Source organism: Acinetobacter sp. P37, assembly GCF_057480965.1.
The window spans coordinates 1-6,523 of sequence record NZ_JBLIYY010000037.1 but is presented as its reverse complement, the minus strand read 5'-3'; the positions used below and the strand labels follow the sequence as shown (position 1 = coordinate 6,523).

The window sequence follows — 6,523 nt, the reverse complement described above, 5'->3', positions numbered from 1 at the left end:
GTCACGCTGAAAATGCCGGCCTTTGAATGGGTTCATGTGCAGCTCCATCAGCAAAAGGGGATGATAAGTTTATCACCACCGACTATTTGCAACAGTGCCATCGCGAGTGGGTCAGGGTGGGACGGCTTAAAAACCCTTGTTGCAATGGCAACCAGGCTGACCGCCACCATGGCCGACGATCCGCTCAATCATGTGCTCGACGGTTATCACCGCTTCCGCCGATACGCTCCACGCATGTTGCGCCTGCTCGATCTGCGAGCTGCGCCCGTTGCACTGCCGCTTCTGGAAGCGGTGACGGCCCTTCGTACCGGTTTGAACGATGCCGCGATGACCAGCTTCTTGCGGCCCAGCTCGAAATGGCATCGCCACCTTCGGGCCCAGAGGGCTGGCGACGCTCGCCTATGGGAGATCGCGGTGCTGTTCCATCTGCGCGATGCGTTCCGCTCCGGAGATGTCTGGCTTACTAGGTCCCGGCGCTATGGCGATCTGAAACACGCACTCGTTCCGGCACAATCCATCGCGGAAGGCGGTCGTCTCGCTGTGCCATTGCGGCCGGAGGAATGGCTGGCAGACCGGCAAGCTCGCCTCGACATGCGGTTGCGCGAGCTTGGCCGTGCCGCTCGCGCAGGCACGATCCCGGGCGGGTCGATTGAAAACGGCGTTCTGCATATCGAGAAACTCGAAGCCGCCGCGCCGACAGGCGCCGAAGATCTGGTGCTCGATCTCTACAAGCAGATCCCGCCCACGCGCATCACCGATCTCCTGCTGGAGGTGGATGCGGCGACCGGCTTCACCGAAGCGTTCACCCATCTGCGCACAGGAGCACCCTGCGCTGACCGGATCGGGCTAATGAACGTTATCTTGGCGGAAGGGATCAACCTCGGCTTGCGCAAAATGGCGGATGCGACAAACACCCACACCTTCTGGGAATTGATCCGCATTGGACGGTGGCATGTCGAGGGCGAAGCCTATGACCGGGCGCTGGCCATGGTGGTCGAGGCACAGGCAGCGTTACCCATGGCCCGGTTCTGGGGCATGGGCACGTCGGCTTCGAGCGACGGACAGTTCTTCGTCGCTACAGAGCAAGGTGAGGCCATGAACCTGGTCAACGCGAAATATGGCAATACCCCGGGCCTGAAAGCCTATAGCCACGTCTCCGACCAATATGCGCCGTTCGCAACCCAGGTGATTCCTGCAACGGCAAGCGAAGCGCCTTACATCCTCGATGGCCTGCTGATGAACGATGCTGGACGCCATATCCGCGAGCAGTTCACCGACACGGGCGGCTTCACCGATCACGTCTTTGCCGCATGTGCCATTCTCGGCTACCGGTTCGCTCCGCGCATCCGCGACCTGCCATCCAAACGGCTCTACGCGTTCAATCCGTCGGCCGCCCCGGCGCACCTGCGAGCGTTGATCGGCGGAAAGGTCAACCAAGCCATGATCGAGCGCAATTGGCCCGACATCCTGCGCATCGCCGCCACCATTGCTGCCGGGACCGTCGCGCCAAGCCAGATTCTGCGGAAACTCGCCTCCTATCCGCGGCAGAACGAGCTCGCGACAGCCCTGCGGGAAGTCGGTCGCGTCGAGCGCACCCTGTTCATGATCGACTGGATTCTGGATGCCGAACTCCAACGGCGTGCCCAGATCGGGCTCAACAAAGGCGAAGCTCATCATGCGCTGAAGCGGGCAATCAGCTTCCACCGCCGCGGTGAAATCCGCGACCGTTCCGCCGAAGGCCAGCATTACCGCATCGCCGGCATGAATCTGCTCGCCGCCATCATCATCTTCTGGAACACCATGAAGCTCGGCGAGGTCGTTGCAAACCAGAAACGCGATGGAAAGCTGCTATCGCCCGATCTCTTGGCCCATGTTTCGCCGCTCGGATGGGAACACATCAATCTCACCGGAGAATATCGCTGGCCAAAGCCTTAGCGTAGGATTCCGCCCCCTCCCGCAAACGACCCCATTTTGTGATTTTGAATTAGATAATAATAAGTGATCGGCTTTGCTAATTGATGTTTTTGCTGTTGTCAGCTTAAAAGCTGAACAAGATTAAATAATGGAAATTTGATATGAATATGCGCATTCGTTTGATTGCAGGCGCAATCACCGCACTCATCGTGGGCTTTGGTTTTATGGCCTATGATAAATATACAGGCCGTGAATGGGTCGTCTCACCTGATCAGATTGAAGCGGCTCAAAGCAGTGGTAAAGCGGGTGTGGAAACACGTCCGGGCACGGTTGCGGTACGTGCAATCCGCAGCGAAGATGCGGATATACTGCCATTTAAATGGCTTGGTTATGGTTTGGTTGCAGGGTTCTTTGTCGTCTATTCAACACGCAAACCAAAAGCTGCACCAAAAGCATAATCTTTAAGTTAATCATTTTAAAAGCCTCGCTTTGCGGGGCTTTTTTATGTTGCATCTGCTAAGTTATTTTGTGGCTTTCTTCATTTCCAGACCGGAAATTAAAGCATCCAATCCATATTCAAAGGCAAAATCGGCACCTTCCGCATCGAATGTATCAAAGGCATGAGATAGAAACTGTGATGGCTGTGCAGGGGCTTCTTTTGAGGCTTGTTTGCGTTCAGAACTATCTTCGAGGGCTGCTTGCTGCTCACTGACAGAGCCCGTCGTATAATGACTGACAATCACTAATGCCCGTACGGCATCGGGCTGTTCAAATCCGCTCTCACATAAAAATCTGATCTGTTTTTCCACGCGCTCATATTGCGCACTGGTTGGGCGTGTGCCCGCATGAATGCGTGCGCCATCACGATAAGAAAGCAGTGCGCTACGAAAGCTGAGTGCATTTTCTTTTAAAAAGACACGCCAGTCTTCTCCTGTCTGAGGCACGGTGCGGGTGTGATTTTTTTCTAACATGGCTTCAGATAAGGCATCAAGCAGGGCGCGCTTATTGCGAAAATGCCAATAAAGAGCAGGTTGCTGCACCTTCAGGCGCTCGGCCAATTTTCGCGTTGTTAAATTGTCAACACCGACTTCGTTGAGAAGTTCAAGTGCAGCCTGAATAACGGTCTCACGATCCAATTTGGTCATTTTATTGCATTACCTCTTGACAATTTATCGTTGATAAAGTTTATTATCGCCAACTTATCAATGATAAATAAAAGTCACATCTATGTCAAAATCACTTATAACCGCACTCATTGTTGTCGCGCTTGATGCGATTGGTTTGGGATTAATCATGCCGGTGGTTCCGGCTTTATTAAATGAATTTGTACCGGCAGAGCAAACAGCATTTCACTATGGTGTTTTTTTATCGCTTTATGCGTTTATGCAGGTCTTTTGCGCGCCCGTTTTAGGGCGGTTATCTGACCGCTATGGACGGCGGATTATTTTGCTGGTTTCATTTTTAGGTGCCACGATTGATTATAGCATAATGGCGGCAGCGCCTGTTTTATGGGTGCTTTATATCGGCCGGATTATCTCAGGTGTTACCGGAGCAACTGGTGCAATCGCGGCATCAATTATCGCTGATACAACTAAACAGGAAGAACGTGCGCGTTGGTTTGGTTTTATGGGGGCGTGTTTTGGTGCAGGTATGATTGCAGGGCCTGCTATTGGCGGTGTTCTTGGTGATATATCTGTGCATGCGCCCTTTGTGGCAGGGGCTCTTCTCAATGCAATTGCCTTTTGTTTGGTGGCTTTCTTGTTGCCCAAAACGCCGTCACAACCGCCTGAAGGACAGCCAGCCAAAATCAATTTGTTTGAAGGCTTTCGCTTCAATTTTGCAGTTCAGGGACTTGCCAGCTTTTTTGCGTTGTTTTTTCTTATGCAGCTGATTGGGCAGGCGCCCGCCGCTTTGTGGGTGATTTATGGCGAACAGCGCTTGAATTGGGATATTGGCACAGCAGGTGTGTCGCTGGCCGTTTTTGGTGCAGCACATACATTCGTACAAGCTGTTTTAACCGGCACTCTTTCAAAGCGACTGGGTGACCGCGGTGTGTTGCTGCTTGGAATGGGCGCTGATATGTGCGGGTTTTTATTGCTGGCTTTTATCACGCAAAGCTGGATGGTTCTGCCGGCAATTTTTATGCTGGCCACAGGCGGCATTGGTATGCCTGCTTTGCAGGCCATTATTTCAGGTCTTGTTTGCGATGAAAAACAAGGTGCTTTACAGGGAACTTTAACGGGGTTGACGAATATAACCTCGATTATCGGGCCGGTCGGATTTACGACGCTTTATGGCTTAACCGCGGGGCAGTGGGATGGTTGGGTTTGGCTCGTCGCAGCAAGCCTTTATCTTATTGCTATACCATTATTGCGCCAGTCAGCCAGTTAAAATCTTGGCGGGAGATCAAGCAATCCCGCCAATAAAACCGCTGAGTTCATCAAGACGCACCATTGCCATGCGCATGGTGCCACGGCAATTTTGAGCTTTGCAGCGTGCGCGTCGTTCAACTTCGTCCAAATATAATTGCTCGTGTCCTCGAATTGAGCTGATCATTGCCTTATTGATATAAACAAGGCGGTTACATTTCTTGCAGGTCATTTCTAATCTTTGATGGTCTGCAAGATCACTGGCTTTATAGCGGGTTTTCCAGTTTCCGGGTGGGGATGCCATTTTCATCACCAGAAGTCTTCAGGTGAGGGAATACGGACATAGCTGATTTTACCGCCCACATGGGGTCGTTTGCGGGAGAGGGCGAAATCCTACGCTAAGGCTTTGGCCAACGATATTCTCCGGTAAGATTGATGTGTTCCCAGGGGATAGGAGAAGTCGCTTGATATCTAGTATGACGTCTGTCGCACCTGCTTGATCGCGGCCGCGATAGCTAGATCGCGTTGCTCCTCTTCTCCATCCGCGTTCCAAGCTGCGGAAAGGCACCCATAAGCGTACGCCTGGTCGAGCAGGCGACGCGGATCGACGTCCAGCGCACGAGAGAATGCGTCCGCCATCTGTGCAATGCGTCTAGGATCGAGACAAAGGTCGTCTCTGTCAGCCGGATCGTAGAACATATTGGCGGCGCCAAAGCCCACTTCACCGACCAGACCGACGGGATCTATCACCAGCCAGCCGCGACTGGAGAACATGATGTTTTCATGATGCAGATCGCCATGTAGCCCACGCAGTTCCGAGGCATTGCTCATCATTTGATCGGCTATAATCGCCGCGTGGACGTAGTCAGTTTGACAACCTGCGTTTTGATCATCGCGCGCCCGCTGAAACAAAGCTGCAAAGCGATCCCGGATCGGGAGAAGGGCAGAAGGCAGGGGTTCCTCAGATGCGGCATACAGCTTCGCCATTAGTTCCGCTGCAATTTCGGTCGCCTGGTAGTCGCCGTGCTCGGCAACGATGTGAGAGAGCATTCGCTCCCCGGCATATTCGAGCAACATCAGATTGTTCTCACGACCGAGCAACCGGACTGCTCCCCTCCCATTGCGCCATACCAGATAGTCGGCCCCGCGCAGTTCATCAGCAATGTCTTCTATAGGTTTCAATCCCTTGACGATTGCAGGAGTCCCGTCTGGCAATGAAACTTTCCAAACGAGGCTGGAAAAGGTGTCCGCAATGAGAACAGGTTGCGAAACGTGCCAATGAGCAGGAAAAACAGGCGGCATGAACATCAACCCCAAGTCAGAGGGTCCAATCGCAGATAGAAGGCAAGGCGTTCGCGGTCGGGGGCTTCGATCCCCAATACATTGAATAGGACAGCGAAGGCGCGCTCTGCTTCATCTGGCGCTGCCCAGTTCTCTTCGGCGTTAGCAATCATGAGTGCCAAATCGGCATAGCGATCTGCTGTTCCGAGCCGCCCAAGGTCGATCAGACCCGTGCATTGAAGAGTTTTAGGGTCCACCATGAAGTTCGGCATGCAGGGATCACCATGGCAAACAACCATATCGGTGCGCTCTTGGTCGAGCCGCACCGGTAGCTCTCGTTCGACACGAGCCAAAAGATCGAGCTGCGGCGTACTCTTGTCCTCGTCCGGTAAGAAGTCGGGATTGACGGCATTGCGGGACACCACATCAACGGCGCGTCCGAACATTCGCGACAGCCTGCGCTCAAACGGACATTGATCAACCGATAGGCTGTGAACAGCGCCAAGTTGCTGCCCCATTGACGGCCACGCTTTGAGCAAATCCGCTCCAGACAGATCAGCCGCCGGTACTCCCGGAATTGCCGTTATCACCAAGCATGCACCCTCCTGTTCCTCCTGCCAGTTGATCACCTCGGGGCAAGCCACACCTCGACCTTTGAGCCAAATGAGGCGGTCACGCTCTCCAGCGAGCTCACCGCGGCGGGAAGCAGGTGCGATTTTCGCGAAGGCATGCCCGTCACCACGTCGAAAAACAAAATCACCAGATTCTCCGCCTCTGACAGGCAACCAGTCAGAATGCGATTCACCAAAAAAAATATTAGTTCGATTCAATGGAGGTTCCTTCAGTTTTCTGATGAAGCGCTCTGTACACGACAAAAATAGATAACTCATTGAAATAATGTCACAATAATTGTTTTCTAACGACGAATACTATGACACATCTCAATGAGTTATATCTTA

7 protein-coding genes are annotated in these 6,523 nt (G+C 53.1%); 3 read left to right on the top strand and 4 right to left on the bottom strand.

Translation table 11 applies throughout. The annotated features are described in order from the left end of the window. Both AC25JC_RS17190 and AC25JC_RS17185 read left to right on the top strand, forming a co-directional pair. On the top strand, nt 1-1,935 hold a 1,935-nt coding region (locus AC25JC_RS17190), incomplete at its 5' end, for a Tn3 family transposase (protein WP_486924509.1). Between the two features lie 140 nt (nt 1,936-2,075). After that, nucleotides 2,076-2,372 (top strand): hypothetical protein, encoded by a 297-nt coding sequence (locus AC25JC_RS17185; protein WP_044501921.1) that lies wholly within the window; start codon nt 2,076-2,078, stop codon nt 2,370-2,372. 63 nt (nt 2,373-2,435) lie between these two features. Here AC25JC_RS17185 and tetR(Y) read toward each other — a convergent pair whose 3' ends face one another. Next, a complete protein-coding gene (gene tetR(Y), locus AC25JC_RS17180; RefSeq protein WP_011931118.1) occupies nt 2,436-3,059 on the bottom strand; it encodes a tetracycline resistance transcriptional repressor TetR(Y) in 624 nt (207 codons plus the stop codon). Nucleotides 3,060-3,141: 82 nt separating this feature from the next. Between tetR(Y) and tet(Y) the strand changes: the two genes are divergently transcribed. Further along, complete coding sequence (gene tet(Y), locus AC25JC_RS17175) at nt 3,142-4,305, top strand: tetracycline efflux MFS transporter Tet(Y) (protein ID WP_281130444.1); 1,164 nt, start codon at nt 3,142-3,144, stop codon at nt 4,303-4,305. Between the two features lie 15 nt (nt 4,306-4,320). Here tet(Y) and AC25JC_RS17170 read toward each other — a convergent pair whose 3' ends face one another. The 3 genes from AC25JC_RS17170 to aph(3'')-Ib form a co-directional block, all read right to left on the bottom strand. Further along, a complete protein-coding gene (locus AC25JC_RS17170; RefSeq protein WP_052928020.1) occupies nt 4,321-4,587 on the bottom strand; it encodes a hypothetical protein in 267 nt (88 codons plus the stop codon). A gap of 167 nt (nt 4,588-4,754) precedes the next feature. After that, complete coding sequence (locus tag AC25JC_RS17165; RefSeq protein ID WP_000480968.1) at nt 4,755-5,591, bottom strand: aminoglycoside O-phosphotransferase APH(6)-Id; 837 nt, start codon at nt 5,589-5,591, stop codon at nt 4,755-4,757. Next, nucleotides 5,591-6,394: an aminoglycoside O-phosphotransferase APH(3'')-Ib gene (gene aph(3'')-Ib, locus AC25JC_RS17160; RefSeq protein WP_001082319.1), complete on the bottom strand. Its 804-nt coding sequence runs from the start codon at nt 6,392-6,394 to the stop codon at nt 5,591-5,593. The genes AC25JC_RS17165 and aph(3'')-Ib overlap by 1 nt, the downstream gene beginning before the upstream one ends. Between the last annotated feature and the right edge of the window lie 129 nt (nt 6,395-6,523).

Coding starts and splice junctions, on each gene's coding strand:
- AC25JC_RS17185 (WP_044501921.1), top strand. CDS start 2,076: ATGAATATGCGCATTCGTTTGATTGCAGGCGCAATCACCGCACTCATC.
- AC25JC_RS17170 (WP_052928020.1), bottom strand. CDS start 4,587: ATGGCATCCCCACCCGGAAACTGGAAAACCCGCTATAAAGCCAGTGAT.
- AC25JC_RS17165 (WP_000480968.1), bottom strand. CDS start 5,591: ATGTTCATGCCGCCTGTTTTTCCTGCTCATTGGCACGTTTCGCAACCT.